The organism is Methylobacterium sp. B1, assembly GCF_000333255.1.
Taxonomy (GTDB): Bacteria; Pseudomonadota; Alphaproteobacteria; order Rhizobiales; family Beijerinckiaceae; genus Methylobacterium; species Methylobacterium fujisawaense.
In genome coordinates this window covers 1-24757 of record NZ_BACT01000225.1, presented here as the reverse complement: position 1 = coordinate 24757, position 24757 = coordinate 1, and the positions used below count along the sequence as shown (strand labels likewise).

General features: G+C 69.7%; 24 protein-coding genes. 14 read left to right on the top strand and 10 right to left on the bottom strand.

Going from position 1 to position 24757, the window contains the following annotated elements; translation table 11 throughout:
* Positions 1-813: SDR family oxidoreductase (locus I53_RS06220; protein WP_043347926.1), on the top strand; the 813-nt coding region annotated here is incomplete at its 5' end.
* Positions 814-920: 107 nt separating this feature from the next.
* On the opposite strand, the gene I53_RS06215 is transcribed toward I53_RS06220, so the two are convergent.
* Positions 921-2213: an ArgE/DapE family deacylase gene (locus tag I53_RS06215; RefSeq protein ID WP_043347915.1), complete on the bottom strand. Its 1293-nt coding sequence runs from the start codon at positions 2211-2213 to the stop codon at positions 921-923.
* A gap of 86 nt (positions 2214-2299) precedes the next feature.
* Complete coding sequence (locus I53_RS06210) at positions 2300-3184, bottom strand: LysR family transcriptional regulator (RefSeq protein WP_043347912.1); 885 nt, start codon at positions 3182-3184, stop codon at positions 2300-2302.
* A gap of 136 nt (positions 3185-3320) precedes the next feature.
* Between I53_RS06210 and I53_RS06205 the strand changes: the two genes are divergently transcribed.
* From I53_RS06205 to I53_RS06190, 4 genes are all read left to right on the top strand, one after another.
* Positions 3321-4304 carry a nitronate monooxygenase gene (locus I53_RS06205; protein ID WP_043347908.1) on the top strand — a complete coding sequence of 328 codons (984 nt, stop codon included), beginning with the start codon at positions 3321-3323 and terminating at the stop codon, positions 4302-4304.
* Between the two features lie 110 nt (positions 4305-4414).
* Complete coding sequence (locus tag I53_RS06200; RefSeq protein WP_043347906.1) at positions 4415-5050, top strand: L,D-transpeptidase; 636 nt, start codon at positions 4415-4417, stop codon at positions 5048-5050.
* 152 nt (positions 5051-5202) lie between these two features.
* Complete coding sequence (locus I53_RS06195) at positions 5203-5688, top strand: SRPBCC family protein (protein WP_043347923.1); 486 nt, start codon at positions 5203-5205, stop codon at positions 5686-5688.
* 197 nt (positions 5689-5885) lie between these two features.
* Positions 5886-6230: a hypothetical protein gene (locus I53_RS06190; protein WP_081948680.1), complete on the top strand. Its 345-nt coding sequence runs from the start codon at positions 5886-5888 to the stop codon at positions 6228-6230.
* Positions 6231-6488: 258 nt separating this feature from the next.
* Here I53_RS06190 and fdhE read toward each other — a convergent pair whose 3' ends face one another.
* From fdhE to I53_RS06160, 5 genes are all read right to left on the bottom strand, one after another.
* Entirely contained in the window at positions 6489-7484 is a 996-nt protein-coding gene (fdhE, locus tag I53_RS06185; protein ID WP_051044693.1) for a formate dehydrogenase accessory protein FdhE, read from the bottom strand.
* A gap of 3 nt (positions 7485-7487) precedes the next feature.
* Positions 7488-8210 (bottom strand): formate dehydrogenase subunit gamma, encoded by a 723-nt coding sequence (locus I53_RS06180; RefSeq protein ID WP_075379820.1) that lies wholly within the window; start codon positions 8208-8210, stop codon positions 7488-7490.
* A 315-nt stretch (positions 8211-8525) separates the two neighbouring features.
* Positions 8526-9461: a formate dehydrogenase subunit beta gene (gene fdxH, locus I53_RS06175; protein WP_043347900.1), complete on the bottom strand. Its 936-nt coding sequence runs from the start codon at positions 9459-9461 to the stop codon at positions 8526-8528.
* Positions 9462-9474: 13 nt separating this feature from the next.
* Positions 9475-12555: a formate dehydrogenase-N subunit alpha gene (gene fdnG, locus I53_RS06170; RefSeq protein ID WP_078947084.1), complete on the bottom strand. Its 3081-nt coding sequence runs from the start codon at positions 12553-12555 to the stop codon at positions 9475-9477.
* Between the two features lie 156 nt (positions 12556-12711).
* On the bottom strand, positions 12712-13053 hold the full coding sequence (locus I53_RS06160; protein ID WP_043347895.1) for a hypothetical protein: 342 nt from the start codon (positions 13051-13053) through the stop codon (positions 12712-12714).
* A gap of 191 nt (positions 13054-13244) precedes the next feature.
* Between I53_RS06160 and I53_RS06155 the strand changes: the two genes are divergently transcribed.
* The 7 genes from I53_RS06155 (at position 13245) to I53_RS32115 (ending at position 18999) form a co-directional block, all read left to right on the top strand.
* Entirely contained in the window at positions 13245-13430 is a 186-nt protein-coding gene (locus tag I53_RS06155; protein ID WP_043347894.1) for a NepR family anti-sigma factor, read from the top strand.
* A gap of 383 nt (positions 13431-13813) precedes the next feature.
* Positions 13814-14851 carry a sulfate ABC transporter substrate-binding protein gene (locus I53_RS06150; protein ID WP_043347916.1) on the top strand — a complete coding sequence of 346 codons (1038 nt, stop codon included), beginning with the start codon at positions 13814-13816 and terminating at the stop codon, positions 14849-14851.
* Between the two features lie 10 nt (positions 14852-14861).
* Complete coding sequence (gene cysT, locus I53_RS06145; RefSeq protein ID WP_043347891.1) at positions 14862-15716, top strand: sulfate ABC transporter permease subunit CysT; 855 nt, start codon at positions 14862-14864, stop codon at positions 15714-15716.
* Complete coding sequence (gene cysW, locus I53_RS06140; protein WP_043347889.1) at positions 15709-16590, top strand: sulfate ABC transporter permease subunit CysW; 882 nt, start codon at positions 15709-15711, stop codon at positions 16588-16590. Before cysT ends, cysW begins: the two co-directional genes overlap by 8 nt.
* Before the next feature lie 58 nt (positions 16591-16648).
* Positions 16649-17632: a sulfate/molybdate ABC transporter ATP-binding protein gene (locus I53_RS06135; protein ID WP_043347886.1), complete on the top strand. Its 984-nt coding sequence runs from the start codon at positions 16649-16651 to the stop codon at positions 17630-17632.
* A 39-nt stretch (positions 17633-17671) separates the two neighbouring features.
* On the top strand, positions 17672-18721 hold the full coding sequence (locus I53_RS06130) for a cysteine synthase A (protein ID WP_043347884.1): 1050 nt from the start codon (positions 17672-17674) through the stop codon (positions 18719-18721).
* A gap of 122 nt (positions 18722-18843) precedes the next feature.
* Complete coding sequence (locus I53_RS32115) at positions 18844-18999, top strand: DUF3309 domain-containing protein (RefSeq protein WP_085987623.1); 156 nt, start codon at positions 18844-18846, stop codon at positions 18997-18999.
* A 118-nt stretch (positions 19000-19117) separates the two neighbouring features.
* Here I53_RS32115 and I53_RS06125 read toward each other — a convergent pair whose 3' ends face one another.
* Positions 19118-20599 (bottom strand): serine protease, encoded by a 1482-nt coding sequence (locus I53_RS06125; RefSeq protein WP_043347882.1) that lies wholly within the window; start codon positions 20597-20599, stop codon positions 19118-19120.
* Between the two features lie 194 nt (positions 20600-20793).
* Here I53_RS06125 and I53_RS33740 point away from each other — a divergent pair, with 194 nt between their 5' ends.
* Positions 20794-20970 (top strand): hypothetical protein, encoded by a 177-nt coding sequence (locus I53_RS33740; RefSeq protein ID WP_167380409.1) that lies wholly within the window; start codon positions 20794-20796, stop codon positions 20968-20970.
* 127 nt (positions 20971-21097) lie between these two features.
* Here the strand turns inward: I53_RS33740 and I53_RS06115 are convergent, their stop codons facing one another.
* Complete coding sequence (locus I53_RS06115; RefSeq protein WP_043347877.1) at positions 21098-21394, bottom strand: alkylphosphonate utilization protein; 297 nt, start codon at positions 21392-21394, stop codon at positions 21098-21100.
* A 171-nt stretch (positions 21395-21565) separates the two neighbouring features.
* Positions 21566-22852, bottom strand: coding sequence for a crotonyl-CoA carboxylase/reductase (ccrA, locus tag I53_RS06110; RefSeq protein ID WP_043347875.1), 1287 nt, complete (start codon positions 22850-22852; stop codon positions 21566-21568).
* A gap of 613 nt (positions 22853-23465) precedes the next feature.
* Between ccrA and I53_RS06105 the strand changes: the two genes are divergently transcribed.
* On the top strand, positions 23466-24757 hold a 1292-nt coding region (locus I53_RS06105), incomplete at its 3' end, for a methylmalonyl-CoA mutase family protein (protein ID WP_043347873.1).

Below are 24757 nucleotides of genomic sequence, written 5' to 3'. Positions count from 1 at the left end.
CATCACCGGGCCATGATCGAGAACCTGCTCGAGGCCCTGCGCCCGAAGGGCAGCGTCCGCCACGTCGCCCTGGTGACGGGGCTGAAGCACTATCTCGGCCCGTTCGAGGCCTACGGCAAAGGCCGCCTGCCGCAGACGCCGTTCCGCGAGGACCAGGGCCGGCTCGATATCGAGAACTTCTATTACGCCCAGGAGGACGCGGTCTTCGCGGCCGCCGCGCGCGACGGCTTCACCTGGAGCGTCCACCGCCCGCACACGATCATCGGCAAGGCGGTGGGCAACGCCATGAACATGGGCACGACGCTCGCCTGCTACGCCACCCTGTGCCGGGAGCTGGGGCGGCCGTTCGTGTTCCCGGGCTCGGCCGTACAGTGGAACGGGCTCACCGACATGACCGACGCGCGGTTGCTCGCCCGCCAGCTGCTCTGGGCCTCCACGGAGCCGAAGGCGGCGAACGAAGCCTTCAACGTCGTCAACGGCGACGTCTTCCGCTGGAGCTGGATGTGGGGCCGGATCGCCGACTGGTTCGGGATCGAGGCGGTGCCCTTCGACGGCACGCACCGGCCGCTCGAGCCCCGGATGGCGCAGGACGGGCCGGCCTGGGCGGAGATCGCCGCGCGGCATGGGCTCGCCGAGCCGAACCTCGAGAAGCTGGCCTCCCCCTGGCACACGGATGCCGATCTCGGCCGGCCGATCGAGGTCGTCACCGACATGAGCAAGAGCCGGCGCCTCGGCTTCACGGCCTACCAGCCCACGGACGACGCGTTCTTCGACCTGTTCGGCCGGCTCCGGGCGGACCGGCTGATCCCCTGAGCCGGGGCTGTCCGGTCAGCGCGCGTCGCGCTGCGAAGAAAGCACGCGCACCAAGCCCTCTCCCCTGCGGGGGGAGGGAACCCGCCCCCGACCCCGGCCTGCCGACCTCAGGCGGCCTTGCGCTCGGTCCCGCACCACTCGGCCACGAACAGCGCCATGGCGGTGGTGCAGCGTTGCACGGAGGCCAAGCTCACCCGCTCGTCGAAGCCGTGGATGTTCTGGGCGGTCGGGCCGTAGCAGAGCGCCGGGACCCGGTCGTAGAGGGCGTGCACGCGGGTATCGAGGTAGGAGGGCGACGTGAAGCTCTGCAGCGGCGAACCGATCGCCCGCGCGTGGGCGCGGCCGAGCACGGCCTCGGCCTCGGAGCCTGCCTCCAGCACGTAGCCCTCGACGAAGAAGCCGTTGAAGACCACGCGCGGCGGATTGTTGGCCAGGAACGGGTCGCTACGGGCGAAGCGCGACACCGCCGCCTCGATCTCGGCGGCGGCCTGGGCGGCGGTCACGCCCGGATAGAGCGCGATGCGGCAGTGGATCCGGCACCAGGCCGGGACCGAGGAGGCCCAGTCGCCGCCCTCGATCTTGCCGATATTGAGATTGATCGGGTGGTCCTCGTTCTCAAAATGCGGGTGCGCGCTCGTCTCGGCGTTCCAGCGGGCCTCGACCTCCCGGAGCGCGCCGATCACCCGGTAGGTGGCGTCGATGGCGTTGGCGCCCGCCCCCATCTCGCGGACGTGGACCGGCACGCCCCGGACCTCCACGGCGAACCAGAGCACGCCGGTATTGGCGCGCACGAGCTTCTCGTCCTCGGGCTCGGGGATCAGCACGGCGTCGGCCCGGTAGCCGCGCAGATGGGTCATCAGCGCGCCGTTGCCGGTCGATTCCTCCTCGACCACCGACTGCACCGTCACGGAGGCCGCCGGCTGCAGGCCGAGGCGGGCCAGGGCGTCGAGGGCGAACAGGTTCGCGGCGTGTCCCGCCTTCATGTCGCCGGCCCCGCGGCCGTATAGCCAGTCGCCCTCGACTACCGGGTCGAAGGGCCGATGGGTCCAGAGATCGAGCGGGCCGGTCGGCACCACGTCGACATGCGCCTGCAGGATCAGCGAGCGCCCGGTCTCGGTGTTCGGGCGGTGGTGGCAGACGACGATCGGCGCGTCCGAATGGAGGGCGTCATCGATCTTGGAGCCCCCCGGATGCGCCGCGATGGCGGGGCGGTCCATGGCGAAGCGCTCGGTCGCGTAGCCCCGGGCGCGGAATTGCGCGAAGACGTAATCCTGGCAGGCATGCTCCGCGCCCCGCAGGGAGGCGAACCGGACCAGAGCCTGCGTGTGGGCGACCTGATCGGCAAAGCCCTCCGCCACGGACGCTTCGATCTCGGCGGCGAGGGTGGGGTCGAGGGCCATGGGAACTCCGAACCGTCTGTGGCCGAAGGAGGCCCCCGGGCTCGGGCCACTGTCAACCGGCGGTCGGTGAGGCATGGTCCGTGCCGTCAGGCCGGGAAGGCCGCGCGGATCTGCTCGGCAAACCGCATGAACGCCGCGCTCGGCTGGCTGTCCCTGCGGTGGACCAGCAGGGTCTGGGCATGTCCGTCGCCATCCGGAAGCGGATGGACCGATACGCGCCCGGCGCGGCGGGCGGGCTCCGCGACGACGCGCGGGATCAACGTCACGCCCAATCCGGCGGCCACGCAGCCGAGGATGCCGTCGAGGGTCCCGAATTCCATGCGGCGGACATGCACGAGGCCCTGCCGGGCCAGAAAGTCCTCCAGGCGCCTCCGGTACGTGCAGCCGGCCCGGAACACGAGCACCTTCGCCTCCCGCGCGCGGCCCAGCCGGTCGAGCAGCGCCGCCGGGTCGCCGACGGCCGGATGCGCCACCAGCACCAGGTCCTCCGTGAGCACCGGGATCGCGACGAGGTCGGCCTGAATGACCGGACCGGCGACGAAAGCCCCTTCGAGGACCCTGTCGAGAACCCGGGCGATCAGCTGCTGCGTCGGGCCGGTCTCCAGCTCGATGTCCACCTCCGGGTGGCGGGCGGCGAAGGCGGCGAGCGGACCGGGCAGGCGCAGGGCCGCGGTCGTCTCCATGGCGCCGATCCGCAGCGGTCCGCGCGGCTCGCCCTCGGAGAGCAGCGCATGCCGCGCCTCCGACAGCAGCCGCCCGACCTGGATCGCGTAGGGCAGGAGCCGCTCTCCGGCCCGGGTCAGCGTCACCCCACGGCTGCCGCGGTGGAAGAGCGGCACCTGAAGGGCCTGCTCCAGCGCCCGGATCCGCCCGGTGACGTTCGACTGCACGGTGTTGAGCCGGGCCGCCGCGCGCCCGATGCCGCCGGTCTCGGCGACGGCGGCGAAGAACATCAGGTCGGTGCTGTTCATGCCATCTGCTTTCGCGATGACATCCTTCTGAAGGAATCATTTTTTCTGCGTCAAGCGGGTCGATAAGCCTGAGATCCCGTCGGCGGCGCCGCGTGCGCGACCGAGGGTCGAGCCGGATGCGAAGCGGGGAGGGACCATGGCTCTGAGGACACGACTCACCGAGGCCTTCGGGCTGCGCCATCCGGTCGTGCTGGCCCCCATGGACCCGGCATCGGGCGGGGCCCTGGCTGCGGCCGTGAGCGCGGCCGGCGGACTCGGGCTGATCGGCGGCGGCTACGGCGATCACGACCGGCTCCAGCGGGAGTTCGCCGCCGCCGGCAACCAACGGGTCGGCTGCGGCTTCATCACGTGGTCCATGGCCCGGGACCCGTCGCTCCTCGACGCGGCGCTCGCCCGCGCCCCCGCCGCCCTGATGCTCTCCTTCGCCGATCCCGCCTCCTTCGCCGCGCGGATCCGGGCGGCCGGCGTGCCCCTGATCTGCCAGGTTCACACCCTCGCGCATGCCCGGCGCGCCCTGGAGGTCGGTGCGGCCGTCGTGGTCGCCCAGGGGACGGAGGCTGGCGGCCACGGGCTCGCCGCGCGCGGGACGATGGCCTTCGTGCCCGTCGTCGCCGATCTGATCGCCCGGGAGCACCCGGAGACCCTGCTGCTGGCGGCGGGCGGCATCGCCGATGGCCGCGGTCTCGCCGCGGCCCTGGCCCTCGGGGCCGACGGCGTGCTCGTGGGCACGCGGTTCTGGGCGACCCGGGAAGCCCTGATCCACCCGGCCGCGAAGCAGCGGGTGCTCGCCGCGACCGGCGACGACACGGTGCGCACGCGGGTCTACGACATCGCCCGGCAGCGGCCCTGGCCGGCATCCTATACCGGCCGGCTCCTGCGCAACGCCTTCATCGACACTTGGCACGGCCGCGAGGACGCGCTTCACGCGGCCGCCGCCGAGCGGCGACGGGACGTGGAGGAGGCCGACGCGGCGGGCGATTACGATGTCGCCAACGTCACGGTCGGGGAGGCCGTCGGGCTGATCGAGGATCTGCCGGGGGCCGGCGACGTGGTGCGGCGGATCGCCGAAGAGGCGGAGGCCGCGATCCGCCGCAGCGCCGGCCACATGGCGGCGCCGTGACGGCCTCGGCAAAGCGTGACTACGCAGGGCCGGAGCCGGCCGGAACCTCGGCGTTGCCAACGGCTTAGCGTGACGGCAAACCGCCGCGGTTGTTCACGCCGGAGTCGTCCATGCGTATCGGTCTGATCTCGGTCCTGTCCGGCCTGCTCCTGTGGAGCGCGACCCCAGGCGCAGCCCGCGCGGATGTGGTCGTGAACGTCGACAAGACCACCCAGCGCATGGAGGTCTCGGTCAACGGCCAGCCGCGTTATTCCTGGCCCGTTTCCACCGGCGTCGCGAGCTACGACACCCCGTCCGGCTCCTACCGGCCCTTCCGGATGGAGCGGACGCATTTCTCGAAGGAGTGGGACGACGCCCCCATGCCCTTCGCGATGTTCTTCACCACCCAGGGCCACGCCATTCACGGCACCAATCATGTCCGCAGCCTGGGGCGTGCGGCCTCGCATGGCTGCGTGCGCCTGTCGGTGCGCAACGCCGCGACCCTGTTCAACCTCGTCAAGGCCGAGGGCGTCGGCCGGACGCGGGTCGTGATCGAGGGCGCGGACGTCCCGATGGCGGATCGGGGCCAGCGGGGGACGCGCGTCGCCCGCCGCCGCAACCCCTATCAGCCGGACGATCTGCTGGCGGACAACGATCAGATGGGCCGCCGGTCCCTGCCGGCGTATTATCGTCCCGTCGGGTCCGGCTACGCGCCGGCAACCGTCTACGGATACCCGGCCGAGACCGACGGGATGGACGGCTGGTAGCCCGGCCTCGGACGGCATCGTCCAGGCACGATCGTCATGCGCGGCCGCCGCGACCCATTGCCGAGAGCGTGATGCCGGCCTAGCTCCTGCGCGGCCATCAGAGCCCCTCGCGGCCGATGCTGCGATTTCAGACGGACGGAGACACCCCCAAGATGCCCTTCGCTTTCTGCCGCTCCCTCCCTTTTGCCGCCCTGGCGCTCGCGGCGGCCACCGTGCCGGGTTACGCCCTCGAGGTGACGCGCTCGGCCGACATCGCCGCGCCCCCGGCCAAGGTCTGGCAGACCATCGGCGAGTTCTGCGGCATCGGTGACTGGCATCCCGCCATCGAGAAGTGCGTCCTGTCCGACAAGGACGGCATGAAGGTCCGCACCCTCAGCCTGAAGGGCGGCGGCACCATCAAGGAGGAGCAGGTCTCCCGGGACGACAAGGTGATGAGCTACACCTACACGATCCTGGAGAGCCCGCTGCCGGTCTCGGACTACAAGTCGACGCTCTCGGTCGCCCCCGCGGAATCCGGCTCAAAAGTGACCTGGACCGGGACCTTCAACGCCAAGGGCGCGCCGGACACGGTCGCCAAGGACGCGATCCAGGGCATCTACGATTCCGGCCTGAAGGCGATCTCCGAGAAAGCGAAGTAGGCTCCGTCACGATTCGGAGCGCGCTGCCGGACCCGGTCGGCGGCAGCGCGCGCCAACCTCTTCTGAAGACAGCCTGTTTCGCGGTCTCGACCCTGAACGCCCGCCGGCCGCGCCCGATCGGCCTGCGGCCGGGGCGATTGACCCACTGCCAAGCTCGGCTCACAACCCCGGCGGCGCAGCCCGTGCGCCCCAACAGGATGACAGCCGTGCCCGCGTCCCGTCGATCGATGCGTCTCAGCCTCGCCGCCCTCGCCGTCGCGGCGTTGGGCGCCTGTCAGCAGCGCGCTGCGCCTGCGGTCTCCGAGCCCTCGCCCGTCATTCCGGCCCCGATCGTCCTGCCGACGGGCAGCGGCTGCGGCCCTGAGATCGCCCGGACCAAGGCGATCGTCGACAGCGACGTGGCCACCGGCAATCTCAACAAGCCCGTGGGCGACCGCTTCGGCGCCGACCTCGCCCAGGCCGCGGCGGAATGCGCGGCCGGCAAGTCCGGCGAAGCCCTGCACCTGCTCGCCGCCGCCAAGAGCCGGTATGGCTATCGCTGATCGGACCGCGGCCGGTCCGACCCGCTCGCGCAGGATCGGCCGCATCCCCTTGGCGGGCTGAGCTTTGCGGCATCACGAGCGGTTCCGACCCGCCCCCATCCGGAAGCGGTGGAGCGTTGCCGAGCCTGCACGAAGGGCCGTCCAGCCGGCCGCGCCGCTGCTTTCTGCAGGCCGCCGCCGCGGCCGTGGATGCGGGTGTGTTCGCACGGGGGTGCGATCCGGGACGTAAACCGCGCCGGAGCGGATGCCAGGGTCCGGCTAGATCACGAACAGCAGGTTCAGTCCGGCGCGCCGAAATCTTTCCTCGGCGATCTTCAGATCGAGCCCATAGGACGCGATGTCGTCCGCGACCGGGTCGAGGGTCGGCGCCCGGTGCTGGTGCAGGTGCTTGATGTAGCTGTGGCAGGTCGTGCAGGTCTCGACCTGGACGTCCTTCGAGACCTCGTCGAGGCCGTAATAGCTGACGCCCTCGCCGTCGCCGCAGGCGGTGCAGCGGATCCGGACGTGATTCCAATACGTGCCGCAGAGCGAGCAGCTCAGGTAACGCGCCTTGTCGGCCGGGGTCCAGGCGACGATGACGCTCGCCACAGGCGCGCCGCCGCAGCAGGGGCAGACCCCGTCGGCCACGGGCTTCAGGGTCTTCGTGTCGAGCCGCGCAGCCTGCTCGGCAAGACGGACCTGCAGGGCCGCCGAGACGAACACGCATTCGGCGATCCGGTCCACCGGCAGCGCACCCTCGAAGACCTGGAGGGCCAGATCGAGGCGATCCTCCCGGGACGCCGCACGCAGGCTGTCGCGCGCCGCGACCGAGGCCTCAGGCGCCGTCGTGAGGTCGAGTTCGGCGAGCAGCGCCAGGAGCCCGTCGTCGAACCCCTGGTCCGCCTCGAGGCTATGCCGCGACAGGGGCGGCATGCCGTGCTCGCTCCGCAGCGCCAGATCGGAGGCCTCTGGAAGCGATGCCGGCGGCCCCTCCGCCTGGATCACGGCCTGAGCCCGGGCGACCTCGGCGACGAACCGGAGATAGGCCTCCATCGGATGCCCGGGGGCCGCCTCGAGAAGGCGCGCGGACCGGTCGGCGAACAGCCGTGCGGGATCGGGCAGGCGGACGAAGGGCACCGACCCGGAGATCCCGATCTTGTCGGGATCGGGCTTCAGCTCGCTGAAATCCCGGCGGCGGGGGCTCGTCGCGGGTGCTGCGGTCGGCGTCTCGTCCGCGGCCGGAGCCGCGGATTTCCGCTTGAAGAAACGGGCCAAGGCTCAGGATCCGCGCTTGTCCACCGAACCCCGGCGGCCCGTGCCGCCGGCCATCTGACGGAACCACTTGCGGTGATGGCGGTAGGCCCAGCCGCCCGTGACCGTGCCGCGGACCATCGCCCGGCCGGTGCCGCGGACCCAGATGCCGGCGTAGATGTGCACCACGATGATCGCGATGGCGATCACCGCGGCGAGGGAGTGGGCCAGGAGCGCCCAGCGCTGGGTCTCGATGGAGGTGAGGCCGCCGAAATAGGTGTTCCAGATCACGAGCCCGGTGACGAACATCACGCCGATCAGCGCGGTCTGCCCCCAGAACACACCCTTCTGTCCGGCATTGTACTTGCCGAGCTCCGGGAGCCGGTCCTCACGGTTGGTGACCACGTCGCCGATATGCTTCGTCCACTCGACATCGTCCTTGTTGGGGATGTTGAGCTTCCAGAACCGCACGAACAGGAAGAAGAAGCTGACCGCCAGCGCCACGCCGAACCAGGGATGGATCGCCCGGGTCGCCTGCCCGCCGCCGAACAGGCCGGTGAGCGAGAACAGGTAGGGCGTGAACATCGCCAGGCCCGACAGGGTCAGCAGCGTGAACAGGATCGCGGTGATCCAGTGGTTCACGCGCTGCACGCCGGTGTAGCGCGGGACGTACAGCACCTCCGTCGCCTCGGACTTGGCGTGGTGCAGGGGGCGGGGATCGCCGTCCCGGATGTCGCGGTGGATCGTCATCGACCTTCACTCGCCTGATGCGGCGCCGGCCCTGCGCCTCGGCGGAGGGGGCTCTGAAATTCAGGATAGGGCCTCTGGGCCCCGCCGTCTTCGGTTATCCGATCCCGCCCGTTTCCGAAGGGATCGCGGGTCCCCTCTCCCGTTCGGGAGAGGGACAGGGTGAGGGATGAGGACGATCCGGAGAAGGCGCAACCCGATCCCACGTCGACGACGTGCTCGATCCTGAACCTTCTCGACCCTCACCCCAACCCTCTCCCGCACGGGAGAGGGGGCGCGTCGCGTCTCCCGGGCTGCATTGGCAGCCCGGGATGCCGATCAGTGCGGCCGGGCCTCGTCGCCGCCGGTCTCCCGGCGCTTGGCCTCGTCGTATTCGACCGCCTCTTCCTCCTCTTCGGGCACGACCTCGTTGGGGCCGGCCGTCACGTAGTGGAAGAAGCCCGCCACCGCGGCGAAGCCCATGGCGGCGAGACCGAACACCTTGGCTCCGCCCTTCCAGAAGGCGACGAGCGGCGAGATCTTCGGGTCGTTCGGCAGACCGGCGTAGAGGCTCGGCTGGTCGGCGTGGTGCAGCACGTACATGACGTGCGTGCCGCCGACGCCGGCCGGGTCGTAGAGGCCGGCATGCGCGAAACCGCGCGACTTCAGATCCTCGACGCGGTCATGCGCCTGGTCGATCATGGCCTGCTTGGTGCCGAACATGATCGAGCCGGTCGGGCAGGCCTTGGCGCAGGCCGGAGCCTGACCCACCGCCACCCGGTCCGAGCACAGGGTGCACTTGTACGCCTTGTGGTCGGTCTGGCTGATGCGCGGGATGTTGAAGGGGCAACCCTTCACGCAATAGCCGCAGCCGATGCAGTTCTCCTCGATGAAGTCGACGATGCCGTTGGAGTACTGCACGATGGCGCCGGGGGACGGGCAGGCCTTCAGGCAGCCCGGCTCGGTGCAGTGCATGCAGCCGTCCTTGCGGATCAGCCATTCGAGGTTCTGGGTCTCGGGGTTCTCGTACTCGGTGAACCGCATCAGGGTCCACGACTTCGGGGTGAGGTCGTGGGGATTCTGATACGTGCCCGTGTTGACGCCGATATCGTCGCGGAGGTCGTTCCACTCCTCGCAGGCCGATTGGCAGGCCTTGCAGCCGATGCACTTCGACACGTCGATGAGCTTGGCGACCTCCACCTGGCGGCGGATCTCCGGCGGCGTCTCCGTGGAGGCGGAACGCTGGCGGATGTCGAGGGAGCTGTAGTCAGCCATGATTCAGCTCCCCTTACGCGACGGCATCGGACGGAGGCGTGGTCGGCTCGATATTCACGAGCCAAGCCTTGAACTCCGGCGTCTCGGTGTTCGCGTCGCCCACGACCGGCGTGAGCGAGTTCGGGTGCCATCCTTTCTTGGTGTGGCCCATGAAGCCCCAGTGCTGCGGGATGCCGACGACGTGGACCGGCTTGCCGTCGCAGATCAGCGGCTTGATGCGCTTCGTCACCACGGCCTTCGCCTTCAGGGAGCCGCGCTTCGACCAGACGCGGACCCAGCCGCCCTTGGCGATGCCCTTCTCCTTGGCGAGTTCCTCCGAGATCTCCACGAAGGCCTCCGGCTGGAGGATCGCGTTGATCCGGGCGTGCTTGGTCCAGCCGTGGAAGTGCTCGGTCAGGCGGTAGCTCGTCGCCGCGTAGGGGAAGTCCTTCGCATCGCCGAGATCGGCCAGGTCGTCCTTGAAGATGCGGGCCGCGGGCGCGCCCTTGATCTTCGGGAAGGCGACGTTCTGCACCGGGGACTCGAAGGGCTCGTAGTGCGTCGGGAACGGCCCGTCGCGCATGAGTCCGCGGGTCCACAGGCGGGCGACGCCCTCCTGGTTGAGGATGAACGGACCGACGCCCTTATCGGGGGCGACGGTGACGCCGTAATCCGGCACGTCGAAGCCGATCCACTGCTTGCCGTTCCACTCGATGAGCTTCTTCTTCTCCGACCACGGACGACCCTCGGGGTCGCACGAGGCGCGGTTGTAGAGCACGCGCCGGTTGGCCGGCCACGCGAAGGCCCAGTTGGGCGCGATGCCGCGATCGCCGGGATCGGTGTTGTCCCGGCGGGCCATCATGTTGCCCTTCTCGGTGTAGCAGCCCGAGTAGATCCAGCAGCCGCAGGCCGTGGTGCCGTCGTCCTTGAGCTGGGCGAAGCCGTCGACCTGCTTGCCCGCCGGGATGACGGTCCCGTTGAGATCCGGCGTCGGCGCGAGCGTGTAGCCGTTGAGCTCGCGGGCGAGCTCCGTGGGCGTCGGCGACTCGGCGATCGCGTAGTCCCACTTCAGATTGACGATCGGGTCGGAGAAGGCCCCGCCGTCCTTCTTGTAGGCTCCGCGGATGCGCAGGAAGATTTCCGACATGATTTCGATGTCGGAGCGGCACTCACCCGGCGCGTCCTGGGCCTGCCAGTGCCATTGCAGCCACCGGCTGGAGTTCGACAGCGAGCCTTCCTCCTCCACGAACAGGGTGGTCGGCAGTTCGAACACCTCGGTCTGGATCTTGGTCGGATCGACGTCGTTGTACTCGCCGTGGTTCTCCCAGAACCGCGCCGTCTCGGTCTTGAGCGGATCCATCACCACCAAGAATTTCATCTTGGAGAAGGCTTCCGTCATCTTGGCGCGGTTCGGGAACGACAGCAGGGGGTTGAAGCCCTGGATGACGTAGCCGGTCATCTTGCCCTGCTTGGCGAGCTCGAACCCACGCAGCACGTCGTAGGTCGGCACGTCGAGCTTGGGCAGGTAGTCGTAGGCCCAGTCGTTCTCTTTCTGGGCCTTGTCGCCCCACATCGCCTTCTGGAACGAGACGAAGAACTTGTTGTAGTTCTGCCAGTAGCTCGTCTGCCCCGGGCGCAGCGGCTTGAACTGCCGCTTGGCGATGTAGCTCGCGTAGTCGGGCTCCTTCTCCACGGGGATGTTCAGATAGCCGGGGATGAGATTGCTCATCAGCCCGATATCGGTCAGCCCCTGGATGTTGGAGTGGCCGCGCAGGGCGTTCATGCCACCGCCCAGCATGCCGATGTTGCCCAGCAGCGTCTGCACGATGCACATCGAGCGGATGTTCTGCGAGCCCTTGGAATGGTGCGTCCAGCCGAGCGCGTAGAGCGACGTCATCACCCGGTCGGGCGCGGCCGTCGTGGCGATCAGCTCGCAGACCTTGAGGAAGGTCTCCTTGGGCGAGCCGCAGATCTTCTCCACCATCTCGGGCGTGTAGAGCGCCACGTGCTTCTTCAGCAGCTGCATGACGCAGCGCGGGTGCTGCAGCGTCTCGTCGACCACAGCGTAGCCGTCGGGACCGATCTCGTAGTCCCAGGTGGTCTTGTCGTAGTCGCGCTTGTCCGCGTCGTAGCCCGCGAACAGACCCTCGCTGAAGTCGTAGCCCTCGCGGACCACGTACCCGGCGTTGGTGTAGGCGGAGACGTAGCGGTGCTGCAGCTTGTCGTTGTCGAGCAGGTACTTGGCCACGCCCGACAGGAACGCGATGTCGGTCCCCTGCCGGATCGGGCAGTAGAGATCGGCCACCGACGCCGTGCGGGTGAAGCGCGGATCGACGACGATCAGCTTGGCGTTGTTATGGGCCTTCGCCTCGACGACCCACTTGAAGCCGCAGGGGTGAGCCTCGGCGGCATTGCCGCCCATCACGGTGATCACGTCCGCGTGCTTGATGTCCATCCAGAGGTTGGTCATCGCACCGCGTCCGAAGGAGGGCGCCAAACTGGCGACCGACGGACCGTGTCAAACCCTGGCCTGATTGTCGAAGACCAGGGCCCCCATGCTTCGGACGGTCTTGTAGGTCAGCCACGCCGTCTCGTTGGTCGTGGCCGAGGCCGCCAGGAATCCGGTCGTGGTCCAGCGGTTGACCGTGAGATCGCCGTTCTTGGCCACGAAGTTCTTGTCGCGGTCCTCCTTCATGAGCTTCGCGATCCGGTCGAGGGCGAAGTCCCAGGAGACGCGCTTGAACTCCGAGGAGCCCGGGGCGCGATGGAGCGGGTACTTGGTCCGGGTCTCGGCGTGCACGAAGTCCAGGAGCGCCGAGCCCTTGGGGCAGAGCGTGCCGCGGTTGATCGGATGATCGGGGTCACCCTCGATGTGCATCACCGAGGAGCGCGCGTTCTTGGAGCGATCGCCCAGGCTGTACAGGATGACGCCACACGCGACCGAGCAATACGGGCATGTGTTGCGGGTCTCGCGCATCTGCGCGAGCTTGAAGGGCCGCACCGCGGCGGCCATAGCGGGCTCGAGTCCCCCGAACCCGAGGGCACCCAGCGAGCCGCCCGCGAGGCCGGCGCCGGCCCCCTTGAGCAGGCCACGCCTTGAGACCTGGACAGTCATCTCCGCCTCACAGAAAAGCGATCTGGTATAATTCCAGGGTGTCCCAAAAAAGCCCGCGCGAGGCAAGTGCGGTTGCGTGACACAGCAAGTCCCTGTGTCTCGGACGAAGCACCACGTTCGTCCGAGCCGGTATCATCCTGCCGAGAAACGATTTCTTTACTTGCTGGGGATCGCCGGATTCATTCCCGAGGGGCTCGCCGTGCGGTGCTCCAGGGGAGCCTGCGGCTCCGTGGCGGACGAGCCGCCGGGATTGGCCTGCGGAACCGGGCGGTTGGCGTTTTCCTTGGTCGATTGGCCGCCCGGGTCCGGCGCATCCTTGGCGGCCGATTGCTCGCGGGGAACCGGCGCCTGGCTCCAGCCGTCCTGGGCGCTGCGGGATTTGTCGCCCATCGCGTCGACCCCCTTGATCTCGCCCGGCTTGGTCTGCGCGAGACACGGGGTGCCGACCGTCACCGCCCCGAGGAGCACCAGCATCATCAGGGGAATCGAGCGAGGCAAGGGACGTCTCCGGGGAACGGGCAGGGGGATGCGCGGGCAACGTGCCCTGCACCGCCCCAGTTCCGGCCTGCGACACCGCCCCTCCGAGAGGCCGCCGGATCGGACGACCCGTCGATGCGCCGGCGTCGGTGACGGCTCCTTAACCACGCCCTGCAACGCTGCGTGCTGGCAGGTGCGAGGATCGCCCCATCATGTCGAAGCCGCATCCGGAGCGCGCCTCCGAACTCGAACAGATTCCAGACGCAGCGCCGCTCCCCCCCGGCGTCCGCCGCCATCTCGGCCAGACGCTGCGCACGCTCTATACCGATACGCTCTCGGCCCCCGTCGACGAGCGCCTCAAGGCCCTGATCGCCCAGCTCAGCAAGCCGAAGCGCTGACGCGGCCCGCCACCGGCGCGATCGCCGGATATCCGGATGGGGCAGGGCGGTAAAATCGCGCCGCACCGCCCGCGCCTCACGCCTCCCGGGCCGAGGCCCACTCAAGTGCGCCAGCGCACATAAGATTGTTCGTTCTGAGAAACCCGATCCGGCATTGCGATTCTTCTCCTGTCGCGGAGATCCGGAGAAGATCCATGCGTTCTGGCGGCCTACTGCGCTGATCCGCCTTGCATTCCGGCCGACGACGCCGTTCCTGAGCGAGCGATGCCATCCCGCGTGTCCGCGTCCGAGGCTTGACTTCGTTCGGTAAAAAGAACGATTTCCGGCCTCTGGGGATGCAGGTCCCCTGGATCGCAATCGCGCATGGCGGGGGATCGGACGTGATGAAGAACGCTGCAGGTCGCGGCCGGATGGCCCGGGCGATCGGGTTCTCCCTGCTGGCGGGTGCCGGCCTGTGGGCCTGCGTGCTGCCGGCCGCGGCCGAGACCGCGCTCCTCAACGTCTCGTACGATCCGACCCGCGAGCTCTATCGGGAGATCAACGCCGCCTTCGCGGAGGAGTGGAAGGCGAAGACCGGCGAAGCGATCACGATACGGGCCTCGCATGGCGGGTCGGGGGCGCAGGCGCGCACGGTGATCGACGGCGTCGACGCCGACGTGGTCACCCTCGGCATCCCGTCCGACATCGACGCGATCGCCAAGCTCACGCACAAGATCCCGGAGGATTGGCGCAGCAAGCTGCCCAACACCGCCACGCCCTACACCTCGACGGTGGTGTTCCTCGTCCGCAAGGGCAACCCGAAGGGCATCAAGGACTGGGCCGACCTGATCAAGCCCGACGTCAAGGTGATCACCCCGAACCCGAAGACGTCCGCCGGCGGGCGCTGGAACTTCCTCGCCGCCTGGGGCTACGCCTACGGGACCGACAAGGACGCCGCCAAGGCCGACGCCTTCGTCGGGCAGGTCTACAAGAACGTCCCGGTGCTCGACACCGGCGCCCGCGGCTCGACCGTGACCTTCGCCCAGCGCGGGCTCGGCGACGTGCTCCCCACCTGGGAGAACGAGGCCTACCTCGTGCTCCAGGAATTCGGGGCCGACAAGTTCGACATCGTCTCGCCGCCGAGCTCGATCTACGCCGAGCCGCCGGTTGCCCTCGTGGCGGTCAACGCCGAGCGGAAGGGCACCACCAAGGCCGCGCAGGCCTATCTCGACTTCCTCTACACCGACCGCGCCCAGGCGATCTTCGCCAAGCACCATTACCGGCCGATCCGCCGGGAGGCGGCCGCCCAGGCCGACCTCGCCCAGCTGCCCGACATCAAGCTGTTCAAGATCGAGGATCTCCAGGGCTCCTGGGACGAGATCCAGAAGCGGAACTTCGATGCCGGCGGTCTGTTCGATCGGCTGAGCCGGGCCGGCCGCTGAAGGGCGCATCATGGTCGAGACGCACCGCCCCCGATGGACATTCCGTCGGCCGAGCGTGATCCCGGGCTTCGGGATCAGCTTCGGCTACACCCTGACCTGCCTTGGGCTGATCGTGCTCCTGCCGCTCGCCGGGCTGGTGGTGAAGGCGTCGGGGCTGGGCCTGTCCGGCATCTGGGACGTCGCCACCGACCCGCGGGTGGCGAGCGCCCTGCGGATCAGCTTCGGCGTCTCGGCGCTCGCGGCCCTCGTGGCCTCGACCTTCGGCTTCCTCGTGGCCTGGGTTCTGACCCGCTACCGCTTCCCCGGCCGCAAGCTGGTCGACGCGGCGGTCGACCTGCCCTTCGCGCTGCCGACCGCGGTCGCCGGTATCGCGCTCGCCTCGCTCTACGCGCCGGACGGGCTGCTCGGCGCGCCCCTCGCACGCCTCGGCATCCAGGCGGCCTACACGCCGTTGGGCATCTTCATCGCCATGGTGTTCATCGGCCTGCCCTTCGCCGTGCGGACCGTCCAGCCGCTGATCGCGGAGATCGACAAGGAGATCGAAGAGGCCTCCGCGACCCTCGGGGCGACGCGGTTCGCCACCCTGACCAGGGTCGTGCTGCCGCCGCTGATTCCGGCCGTGCTCACCGGCTTCGCCCTGGCCTTCGCCCGGGGCGTCGGCGAGTACGGCTCGATCATCTTCATCGCCGGCAACTTGCCCTACGTGTCGGAGATCGCGCCGCTGCTGATCGTCATCAAGCTCTCCGAGTTCGATTACGGGGGCGCGGCGGCCATCGCCACGATCATGCTCGGCATCTCGTTCCTGACGCTGCTGGCCATCAACCTGATCCAGGCCTGGTCACGGAGGCGGTTCGGCTATGTCTGAGATCTTCTCGCCCGCCTTCGTGCCGGCCACCAAGCAGGGTCCGGTCGCCTCCGAGGGAGCCGCGACCCGCACGGTCCTGATCGGGATCGCGGTTGCGTTCCTGGCGCTGTTCCTTGTTCTGCCGCTGTTCGCGGTCTTCATCCAGGCCTTCTCGAAGGGGCTCGGAGCCTTCCTGGACGCGTTCCGCGAGCCCGACGCCTGGAGCGCGATCCGCCTGACGCTCACGGTGGCGGCGATCGCGGTGCCGTTCAACGTGGTGTTCGGGCTGGCGGCCTCCTGGGCGATCGCCAAGTTCGAGTTCCCCGGCAAATCGCTGCTGATCACCCTGATCGACCTGCCGTTCTCGGTCTCGCCAGTGGTCTCGGGGATGATCTACGTGCTGCTGTTCGGCTCGCAGGGCCTGTTCGGCTCCTGGCTGATCGATCACGGCATCCAGATCCTGTTCGCGCTGCCGGGGATCGTGCTCGCCACAGTGTTCGTGACCTTCCCGTTCGTCGCCCGCGAGCTGATCCCGCTGATGCAGGAGCAGGGCACCGCCGAGGAAGAGGCGGCGCTGACGCTCGGCGCCTCGGGCCTGCACGCGTTCCGCACGGTGACGCTGCCCAATATCCGCTGGGGCCTGCTCTACAGCGTGCTCCTCTGCAATGCCCGGGCGATGGGCGAATTCGGCGCGGTGTCGGTGGTGTCGGGCCACATCCGCGGCCTGACCAACACCATCCCACTCCACGTGGAGATCCTCTATAATGAGTACAACTTCGTCGCCGCATTCGCCGTCGCTTCGCTCCTCGCCGTCCTTGCCCTCATCACCCTCGTCCTCAAATCCGTCCTCGAATGGCGCTTCGCGGGGGAGCTCGCGGGCGGCCGGTCTCACTGACCGGCCCTCCACGGCCATCCGGGTCGAGAACGTCTCGAAGACCTTCGACACGGCCGCGGTGCTGCACGACCTCTCCCTCGACGTGCGGGCGGGCGAGCTGATCGGATTGCTGGGCCCCTCGGGCTCGGGCAAGACGACGCTGCTGCGGATCATCGCCGGCCTCGACGCGCCGGACAGAGGACGCATCCTGTTCGGGGACGACGACGCGACCGGGCTCGCCGTGCAGGAGCGCGCGGTGGGCTTCGTGTTCCAGCACTACGCCCTGTTCAAGCACATGAGCGTGGCCGACAACATCGCCTACGGCCTGAACGCGCGCCGCCGGGCCGACCGGCCGGCCAAGGCCGAGATCAAGCGCCGGGTCGGCGACCTCCTCGACCTGATCCGGCTCTCGGGCTTCGGCGACCGCTACCCGTCGCAGCTCTCCGGCGGCCAGCGCCAGCGGGTGGCGCTCGCCCGGGCGCTCGCCGTCGAGCCGCGGGTCCTCCTGCTGGACGAGCCCTTCGGCGCCCTGGATGCCCAGGTCCGCAAGGACCTGCGCCGCTGGCTGCGCGAGATCCACGACCGCACCGGCCAGACCACGATCTTCGTCACCCACGACCAGGACGAGGCCCTGGAGCTGTCGGACCGCGTGGCGGTGCTCGACCGCGGGCGGCTGGAGCAGGTGGGCACCCCCGACGAGGTGCAGGAGAACCCGGCCTCCGCCACCGTGATGAAGTTCCTCGGCGATTCCGTCGAGGTGGAGGCCATCGCTGAGGGCGGCCGGGTGCTGGTCCGGGGCCGGGAGACGCCGGTTGCGGCGCCGGCCGGGACCATCGGTCCGGTCAAGCTCTACGTCCGGCCCTGGCAGTTGCAGCTCGCCGAGCCCGAGGCCGCGCATCTCTCCGGCACCGTGCGCAGTTCGTACAGGACGCAGGGGCGTCAGCGGATCGAGGTGGTCGATGCCGAGGGGCGCGTGCTCGCGGTGGAGGATTTCGACGGGGTCCGCTACGCGGCCGGGCACCCGGTGGGCCTGCGGATCAACGGCGGCCACGTGTTCGGGTGACGCTCGCCAGCGGCAACGCAGCATCCTAGGCTCCCGACCATGACCGTACCGAGTCGCGAACCCGCACCCGATGTCCTGGCCGCCATCGGCCAGACACCGCTGATCCGCCTGCGCCGGGCCTCCGAGGCGACCGGCTGCGACATCTACGGCAAGGCCGAATTCCTCAATCCCGGCCTGTCGGTGAAGGACCGCGCGGCGCTCTCCATCGTGCGGGACGCGGAGGCGAAGGGCCTGATCCGGCCGGGCGGCACCATCGTGGAGGGCACCGCCGGCAATACCGGCATCGGCCTCGCCCTGGTGGCTTCCGTGCGCGGCTATCGGACCCTGATCGTCATCCCGGTCACGCAGTCCGAGGAGAAGAAGCAGACCCTGCGGCTCGCGGGTGCCCGGCTGGTGGAAGTCCCGGCCGTACCCTTCGCCAATCCGAACAATTATGTCCATGTCGCACGGCGGCTGGCCGAAAAGCTCGCCGCCACCGAGCCGGCGGGCGCCTTCTTCGCCGACCAGTTCGACAACGTCGCCAACCGGCAGGCCCATGTGGAGGGCACCGGCCCGGAAATCTGGGCGCAAACCGGCGGCCGGGTCGACGGCTTCGTCTGCGCGGCCGGGACCGGCGGCACGCTGGCCGGCACCGCGGAGGCCCTGCGCGCCCGCAACCCGCAAGTGCGGATCGCGCTGTCCGATCCGGAGGGTTCGGCCCTCTACGCGCATTACACGACCGGGACCCTGAAGGCCGAGGGCAGTTCGATCACCGAGGGGATCGGCCAGGGGCGCATCACCCGGAACCTCGAAGGCTTCACCCCCGATCACGCCTTCCGGATCCCGGACCGCGAAGCCCTCGACATCGTCTTCGGGCTGATGCGGGAGGAGGGGCTGTCGCTGGGCGGCTCATCGGGCATCAACGTCGCCGGGGCGATCCGGCTGGCCCGGGAACTCGGGCCCGGCCACACCATCGTGACGATCCTGTGCGACGGGGCGGCCCGTTACGCCTCGAAGCTGTTCAACCCGGCCTTCCTCACCGAGCGCAATCTGCCGGTACCGGGCTGGCTCGACGCCCCACAGGATCCCCTGCCGGACTGGCACGCCTGAGCCGGAGGACCGCATCCGGACTTTTCCGCATAAAAGCGTAGCTTGGCGTTGAACGGAACGGAATGTCGCAGCGTTTGAACGGTCACGCTCGCACCAGCGCGACCGTCCGGAGAACGCGACCGATGTCCCTCGTCACCATTCTGCTCATCATCCTGATCATCCTGGCCTTCGGCGGCGGCGGCTTCCTCGGCGGCGGTGCGTATCGCGGACCTGGCTTCGGCCTGGGCGGCATCCTCCTGATCGTGCTGATCGTCCTGCTGGCGACCGGGCGGCTGTAAGGCGGCCCCTCTCCGCCTGGACGGACGCGCGCCGGCCTGCCGACGCTCCGTCCGCTCAGGCCATCGGGCGGGCGCAGGTCCGTCAGCCGGCACGGCGGCCGTCCCGGCAGCGCGCCGGCTAGCGGCAGGTGATCGCCACCACCGCCGGCGCGGCCGCGGCCGGTCCGCTCTCCGGCCGCGGTGCGGCCGCGGGAAGACCTTGCGCGGCCAGGAAGGCGGCCACCGCCCGCGCCGGCACCAGCGGCAGGCGCGCGGGCGGGACCACCCCGGCGACGCGGCGCGGCGCCGAGGGATAGCGGGCCACGAGGCCGACGAGCCTGCCCGCGCGGTCGAACACCGGCGCGCCGCCGGAACCCGGCTGGAGCGCCGCGATCACATCGCCCCCGCGCGCCTCGCCGGGAGCGGCCAGGATCCCATCGGGACTCGGCGCGAGGGCGATCAGGTTGTCCTCGCCGGCGACGGACTCGGTCCGGATTGCGGGCCGGAACGGGGCGGGGGCGCCTTGCACCTCGAGAAGTGCGAGGCCGGCCGGATCGGTGGCGAGCACACGCGCCGGCGCCGACCCGATCTGGGGCTGTGCGCACCCATCCAGCACGGCGGCGGCGGTCAGCACACGTCCTGGCGCCACCACGAGGCCGGCGCCCGAAGCCGGAGCGGACGACAGGCTCGCCGGCCTCAGGGGCGCGGGGGCCTGCGGCTGGGGCACCGGATTGCCGGCGGCGCGGGTGGTCCCCGCTGGCGTCCCGGGGCTTGCCGGCATCTGCGCGGCCGGCGCTGCGGCGGGGTCCGGAAACGGCACGAAGGCATTCGCCACGGCGATGACGAGCCGGCCGACCTCCGGCGCGAGGGTGCGGTCATAGCCGAACAGGAAGCCGCGGACTCCCTCCGGACCGGACGCATAGCGGATATAGGACAATCCCGGCCCGGTCTCGGCGGTGACCACCACGGTGTCCGGCCGCCGCAGCTTGTAGGTCACCTTGCGGCCGGGGAGCGGCGCGGTGGCCTTCTCGAAGAGGGAATCCAGGGTCTCGGTCCCGGGCGGGAAGGTGCGGGATTCCAGGGTCACGCGCCCGTCCTGGCTCTGCCAGCGGGTTCCGGCGGGGAGGGCGGTGCGCTTCGCCAGCAGGCGCTCCGGCACCCCCAGCAGGGCGCCGCTCCCGGAATCGACCGCGACGCGGAAGCGCGCCGCGTTCCGCGCGGCGGCACCGGCGGCCAGCAGCGCGGACCGGCCGTGGGGATCGAGGGGATCGCCTCCCCCGGTCCGGGCGCCGTAGGCGTTGAGCGCCTCGAAGGTCCGGCGCCCGAAGGCTCCCGACACCACGGCGTTGAAGTCGCCGGTCCAGACCAGGGCGTCCTGGACCGCCTTGCGGTCGGCCTCCGGCAGGGCCTCGAAGGTCGCCTTCGCCGCCTCGAAGGCGGGATCGGCCGGAGCCCCGGCAACGGGCGCCGGCCTCGGCGCGGTGCGGGCCGGGACCGGCCGGTCCTGAGCCTGAACCGGCCCAAGGCCGAGGGCGATCAGGATCGCGAGCGGTGTCACGCGCCGGGAGCGGCCGCGCGAGGCGCCCGGGAGCCGACACCGCGACGCATCACCCGAATCCATCGCCGCCCCCCGACCCCCGTCGTCGCGATCCTGGCAGAGGCCGCAGCGGCAGGCCAGACCAATCCGTCTCCGGCCACCGTGCGTCCGGGGCGACGATGCGCTAAAGGGCAGATGTCCGGTCCTGGGCGGCGGCCGGATTCCCGGATCGGTCGTCCGGCCATGCGATGCCGTCACGGTTCGACGCGGAGCCCGGCATGAGCGACACGAACACCACCTTCAAGAAGGCGCCCAAGCGCAAGGCCGCCAAGGGCAAGAGCATCAGCGTCTCTCCGGAGATGCGGCAGGCCTATGCCGACCTGATCCAGGAGCGCGCGGAGAAACAGGAAGTCTATGGCCGCCACCTGCCGCAGGATGAGACGCGCCGCCGGTAGCCGGAGGCCGGCCCAGGAATGCGGCGTCGCCGCGATTCGTCCGGGCGGGCGATAGCGGGGCGTCCGGTTCAGACGCCGGATCCAGGCCGCACCGGCAGCCGCCGACCGACCCGGTAAGGCCGTCCATTCAGCGCTTGCGCACGAATTCGGTGCGCAGGACCAAGCCCTTGATGGTGTCGTGGCGGCAATCGATCTCGTGCGGATCGTCCGTGAGCCGGATCGACCGGATGACCGTGCCCTGCTTGAGGGTCTGGTTCGCGCCCTTGACCTTCAGATCCTTGATCAGCGTGACCGAATCGCCGTCGGCGAGGGCGTTGCCGGCCGCGTCGCGGACCGCCGCCTTCTCGGGGGGCGCGGCCGCGGACCCGGGCGGGAGCCATTCGCCCGTCGCCGCGTCGTAGACGTAGGCCTCGTCGTCGTTCACAGCCGTACCCCGGGTTCGGATCGGGGCCGGGTCCTGTCAGGATCTCGTGGGCCCGTCATCCGCGCGCGTCCCGGCACACCGAACCGGTCGCCGAATCGGCGCGGGACGCCGCGAGCTTAGCCGATCGGGCCGGCCCCGCGCGAGAGCGGCGGGCCGGCCCGACGGAGTGCCTTACCGCTTCAGCGGGCCGGCCTCGATCACGTCCTCGACCGTGCGCAGGCCGGCGCGCGGGGAGTTGACGAGGCAGGCCATGTTGCCCGGCGGGTGCTGGTTCTTCCACATCTTGGTGTGGGCCTGGGGGATCTTGTCCCAGGGGAAGACCTCGCTCATGCACGGGTCGATCCGCTGGTCGAGCACGAACTGGTTCGCCGCCGAAGCCTGCTTGAGGTGGGCGAAGTGCGAGCCCTGGATGCGCTTCTGCCGCATCCAGACGTAGCGGGCGTCGAAGGTGATGTTGAAGCCGGTCGTGCCGGCGCAGAACACCACCATGCCGCCGCGCTTCACCACCAGCGCCGAGACCGGGAAGGTCGCCTCGCCGGGATGCTCGAATACGATGTCGACATCCTGCTTGCCGGTGATGTCCCAGATCGCCTTGCCGAACTTCCGCGCCTCCTTGGTCCAGGCGTGGAACTCGGGGCTGTTCACCTTCGGGAGCTGCCCCCAGCAGTCGAAGTCCTTGCGGTTGATGACGCCCTTGGCGCCGAGGCTCATCACGTAGTCGCGCTTCGACTCGTCCGAGATCACCGCGATGGCGTTGGCGCCCGACGCCGCGCAGAGCTGCACGCCGAACACGCCCAGGCCGCCCGAGGCGCCCCAGATCAGCACGTTCTGGCCCGGCCGGACCGTGTGCGGCGCGTGGCCGAACAGCATGCGGTAGGCGGTGGCCAGCGTGAGCGTGTAGCAGGCCGCCTCCTCCCAGGTGAGGTGCTTCGGCCGGTGCATCAGCTGGCGCGACTGCACCCGGCAGAACTGCGCGAAGGAGCCGTCCCCGGTCTCGTAGCCCCAGATCCGCTGGGTCGGTGAGAACATCGGGTCGCCGCCGTTGCACTCCTCGTCGTCGCCGTCGTCCTGGTTGCAGTGGACGATGACCTCGTCGCCGACCTTCCAGCGCTTCACCTTGGCGCCGACCTTCCAGACGATGCCGGAGGCGTCGGAGCCGGCGATGTGGTACTCGCCCTTGTGCACGTCGAAGGGCGAGATCGGCTCGCCGAGGCCGGCCCAGACGCCGTTGTAGTTCACGCCCGCGGCCATGACGTAGACCAGCACCTCGTCGTCGCCGATCTCCCAGACCGGCAGCACTTCGAGCTGGTGGGACTGTTCCGGCGGCCCGTGCCGCTCGCGCCGGATCGCCCAGGCATACATCTTGGCCGGCACATGACCCAGCGGCGGGATTTCACCCATCTCGTAGAGGTCCTTGACCTCCCCGCCCGTCGGACTGATCGCAGCGCTCGCCGCCATCTCGCTCTCCTCTCGTCCCGCGTGTTTCTCACGGCCGCGGTTCTCCATCGCGCTATAGCGGTGATGCCGGAGGCGTCCAAGTGGGCCGAAAGTCGAAACCCGATGGTTTCCGACACGAAAAAGGCGTCGGCACAGGGCGGGCAGCCACGTATTCAAAATCGGCTTTCCGGCAGACCAAGTATTATTCGCCCCTCGCCATGACGGCGCCGGTCCCGAGACCTTGCGCGGCGGCGCCACCGCGGGCCTGTGCTGCTCCCGGGCGCCCCGCAAGCCTCGCCAGCTCTAAGTCATTGTTCTGACGCGTTCTCTCGCGCCAGACCAAAGGCCGCTCCTGCGAAGAACAGTTCAGGTAGACTTTATACCAGCAGCGACGATGCTGATCGGGATCGGCGCGGGATGCCATCCGTGACCGGATGGGACAGGGTCCTGCGGGGAGATCCCGCGTCGCCGCCTTCAAATCCCGCTGTTCCGGCGGGCAAGTTTTTTCATGGGCCGCGGAGGCCCGCGGGAGCCGTCTTGCACTTCCGTCCCGGATGACGCGTGCCCAAGCCTTCGCTACGGTGTCCGCAAGGCCGCGCCCAGCGCGGATACAAAGATGACACGGAGGCGAGGAATGGGCGCGAGCGTCGCCGAGACCAAGAGCGACAAGTCGAGCCGCGACAAGCCCTGGATCATCCGCACCTATGCGGGGCACTCGACCGCGGCGGAGTCCAACAAGCTCTATCGGGGCAACCTCGCCAAGGGCCAGACCGGCCTGTCGGTGGCCTTCGACCTGCCGACCCAGACCGGCTACGACCCCGACCACGAACTCTCCCGCGGCGAGGTCGGCAAGGTCGGCGTCTCGATCGCGCATCTCGGCGACATGCGGACCCTGTTCCAGGACATCCCGCTCGCCCAGATGAACACCTCGATGACCATCAACGCCACGGCCCCGTGGCTGCTGGCGCTCTACCTCGCGGTGGCCGAGGAGCAGGGGGCGCCGCTCGCCGCCCTCCAGGGCACGACCCAGAACGACATCATCAAGGAGTACCTGTCGCGCGGGACCTACGTGTTCCCGCCCGCACCGTCCCTCCGGCTCACCAAGGACGTGATCCTGTTCACGACCAAGAACGTGCCGAAGTGGAACCCGATGAACGTCTGCTCCTACCACCTGCAGGAGGCGGGGGCGACGCCGGTCCAGGAGCTGTCCTACGCGCTGGCCATCGCCATCGCGGTGCTCGACACCGTGCGGGACGATCCCGAATTCGACGCCGCGAGTTTCTCCGACGTCTTCGGACGGATCTCGTTCTTCGTGAATGCAGGGCTCCGGTTCGTCACCGAGATCTGCAAGATGCGGGCGTTCTCGGAACTCTGGGACGAGATCGCCCAGGAGCGCTACGGCATCGACGACCCGAAGAAGCGCATCTTCCGCTACGGCGTACAGGTGAACTCCCTCGGGCTCACCGAGCAGCAGCCGGAGAACAACGTCCACCGCATCCTCATCGAGATGCTGGCGGTGACGCTCTCCAAGCGCGCCCGCGCCCGCGCGGTGCAGCTGCCGGCCTGGAACGAGGCCCTCGGCCTGCCGCGCCCCTGGGACCAGCAATGGTCCATGCGGATGCAGCAGATCCTGGCCTTCGAGACCGACCTGCTGGAATACGACGACATCTTCGACGGCAGCCACGTGATCGAGGCCAAGGTCGAGGCGCTGAAGGCGCAGACCCGGGCCGAGCTGGAGCGGATCGGCGGCATCGGCGGCGCCGTCGCCGCGGTGGAAACCGGGGCGCTCAAGCGCGCGCTGGTCGAATCGAACGCCCGGCGGATCTCGGCCATCGAGGCCGGCGAGCAGATCGTGGTCGGCGTCAACAAGTGGCAGCAGGGCGAGCCCTCGCCGCTCACCGCCGGGGAGGGGGCGATCTTCTCCGT